Raw genomic sequence first — 2,612 nt, forward strand, 5'->3', positions numbered from 1 at the left:
GACCACGATTACGACAACGACAACGACAACGACGCCCGGTCCGGGAGAACGTCCAGGCGCTGTCGCTGTAGGGTACGCATCGCGTGCCCGGCTCCGGCGGTCGTCGCAGCTTGGCTGGCACGCGATGCCTACCATACAGAATTTGCGTTAATACATCAGTTCTGATCACACCCTCGGCCGCACGCGGCGTGGAGCGGCCCGGGGCCTTGGCCTATACTAGCGGCTTTTCGCCCACCGTTGCCGCGTCGGCGCGCGCCGCCGCGAACCTGCAGGCACTTAGGCCCCATGAACCCTGCCCTCGGGCTGCTGCAGCCCTACCCGTTCGAGAAGCTCAATCAACTCAAGGCCGGTCTCACGCCGCCGTCCGACCGGGCGCCGCTCGCGCTCTATATTGGTGAGCCGCGGCACCCGACCCCGGCACTGATCACCGAGGCCCTGATCGCCCACCTGCACGGTCTGTGCGTGTACCCGACGACCCGCGGGCAGCCGGCGCTGCGCGAGGCCATCGCCCGCTGGCTGACCGCACGCTTCGCGCTGCCCGCGGGGCTCCTGGACCCGGAGCGCCACATTCTCCCGGTCAACGGGACCCGCGAGGCCCTGTTCGCGCTGGCCCAGGCGGTAGTGGACCCCGGCCGCTCGCCCCTGGTATTGATGCCGAATCCCTTCTATCAGATCTACGAGGGCGCGGCCCTGCTCGCCGGGGCCCAGCCGCACTTCCTGCCCTGCCGGCCGGAGCACGGCTTCATCCCGGACTTCGCCGCGGTGGACGCGGCCACCTGGGGACGCTGCCAGTTGCTCTATATTTGCTCGCCGGGCAACCCAAGCGGGGCCCTGCTCGATCTTCCGACCCTGACCCGACTGATCGAGCTGGCGCAGACCCACGACTTTGTGATCGCCGCCGACGAGTGCTACGCGGAGCTCTATCTGGACGAGTCCGCCCCGCCCCCGGGGCTGCTCCAGGCGGCCGCGGCCATGGGCAACCACGCCTTGAAGCACTGCATCTGCTTCCACAGTCTGTCCAAGCGCTCCAATGCGCCCGGCCTGCGCTCCGGGTTCGTCGCCGGGGACGCGGACCTGATCGAGCGCTTCTTCCAGTATCGCACCTATCACGGCTGCGCCATGCCGCTGCCGACCCAGAGCGCGAGCGCCGCCGCCTGGTCGGACGAGGCCCATGTGCGCGCCAACCGCGCCCTGTATCGCGAGAAGTTCGCTGCGGTGGTCCGGATTCTGGACCCGGTGCTGCCGGTCACGGCCCCGCCGGCCGGTTTCTATCTGTGGCCGCACACGCCGATCCCGGACACTGAGTTCGTCCGCCGCCTCTTTGCCGAAGAGGCGGTGACCCTGCTGCCGGGGAGCTTCCTGTCGCGTACCGTGGATGGCTACAACCCGGGCGCCGACCGGGTGCGCCTCGCCCTGGTGCCGCCGCTCGATGAGTGCATCGAGGCGGCGTGGCGGATCCGCGGCTTTGTCGAGCGGCTGTAGTTGGGAAGCGATCAGCCGTCAGCTATCAGTGTAGGTGTTCGGCTGGCTCGGCGACGACTGACGACTGACGGCTGATAGCTGATAGCTGATAGCTGATAGCTTCTTGTAAAATGACGTCCCAACCCTTCAACTCCCATTGTCCAACCGGAGCCATCCATGAGCGACACCCAAGCCATCATCGTCGAGGCCTTCGCGCGCCGTGCCGAGATCAACCCCCGTAATGTCCAGACCCACGTCCATGACGCCGTCCTGGAGGTAATCGAGCGTCTGGACCGCGGTGAACTGCGGGTGGCGGAAAAGCGCGACGGGGACTGGGTGGTGAACGACTGGATCAAGATGGCCGTGCTCCTGTCCTTCCGCATTGAGGACAACAGCTTCATGAAGGGCGGCTTCACCAATTATTACGACAAGGTCCCGTCCAAGTTCGCCGACACCAACTCGCGTGAATTTCGCGACTCCGGGGTGCGTGTGGTGCCGCCGGCCGCGGCCCGGCGCGGCGCCTACATTGCCCCCTCCTGCGTGCTGATGCCGTCCTATGTGAATATCGGGGCCTATGTGGACTCCGGCACCATGGTCGACACCTGGGCGACGGTCGGTTCCTGCGCCCAGATCGGCAAGAACGTGCACCTCTCGGGCGGGGTGGGCATCGGCGGCGTGCTGGAACCGGTCCAGGCCGCGCCCACCATCATTGAAGACAACTGCTTCATCGGTGCCCGCTCCGAGGTGGTGGAGGGCGTCATCGTCGGCGCCGGGGCCGTACTCTCCATGGGCGTCTTCATCGGCCAGAGTACCAAGATCTATAACCGCGAGACCGGCGAGATCCTCTACGGACGGGTCCCGCCCGGCGCCGTGGTGGTCCCCGGCAACCTGCCGGCCAAGGACGGCAGCCACAGCCTCTACTGCGCCGTGATCATCAAGCAGGTGGATGAGAAGACCCGGGGCAAGGTCGGGATCAATGAGTTGTTGCGTGATATCTGAGCGGGCGGCCTGCGATAGGGGATAGGTAACGAGTCAAGAACAAGTTAAACACAAGCACCATCGTTGTCGTTGTCGTTGTCGTTGTCGTTGTCGTAATCGTAGTCTTAGTCGGACAGGCGATCCAATTTGAGGTGCGAGAAAATCCGGGGTAC

Annotated in this window: 2 protein-coding genes; both read left to right on the forward strand. The window is 65.7% G+C overall.

Going from position 1 to position 2,612, the window contains the following annotated elements; all coding sequences use genetic code 11:
* Positions 1 to 285 precede the first annotated feature (285 nt).
* On the forward strand, positions 286 to 1,482 hold the full coding sequence (gene dapC, locus QZY48_RS21470; RefSeq protein ID WP_295434986.1) for a succinyldiaminopimelate transaminase: 1,197 nt from the start codon (positions 286 to 288) through the stop codon (positions 1,480 to 1,482).
* A 156-nt stretch (positions 1,483 to 1,638) separates the two neighbouring features.
* Positions 1,639 to 2,460 (forward strand): 2,3,4,5-tetrahydropyridine-2,6-dicarboxylate N-succinyltransferase, encoded by an 822-nt coding sequence (gene dapD / locus QZY48_RS21475; RefSeq protein ID WP_295434987.1) that lies wholly within the window; start codon positions 1,639 to 1,641, stop codon positions 2,458 to 2,460.
* Positions 2,461 to 2,612: the final 152 nt, after the last annotated feature.

The organism is uncultured Thiodictyon sp. (assembly GCF_903828115.1).
GTDB lineage: Bacteria > Pseudomonadota > Gammaproteobacteria > Chromatiales > Chromatiaceae > Thiodictyon.

Excerpts from the sequence above, each read along its gene's own strand:
- dapC (WP_295434986.1), top strand. The coding sequence starts at position 286 with ATGAACCCTGCCCTCGGGCTGCTGCAGCCCTACCCGTTCGAGAAGCTC.
- dapD (WP_295434987.1), top strand. The coding sequence starts at position 1,639 with ATGAGCGACACCCAAGCCATCATCGTCGAGGCCTTCGCGCGCCGTGCC.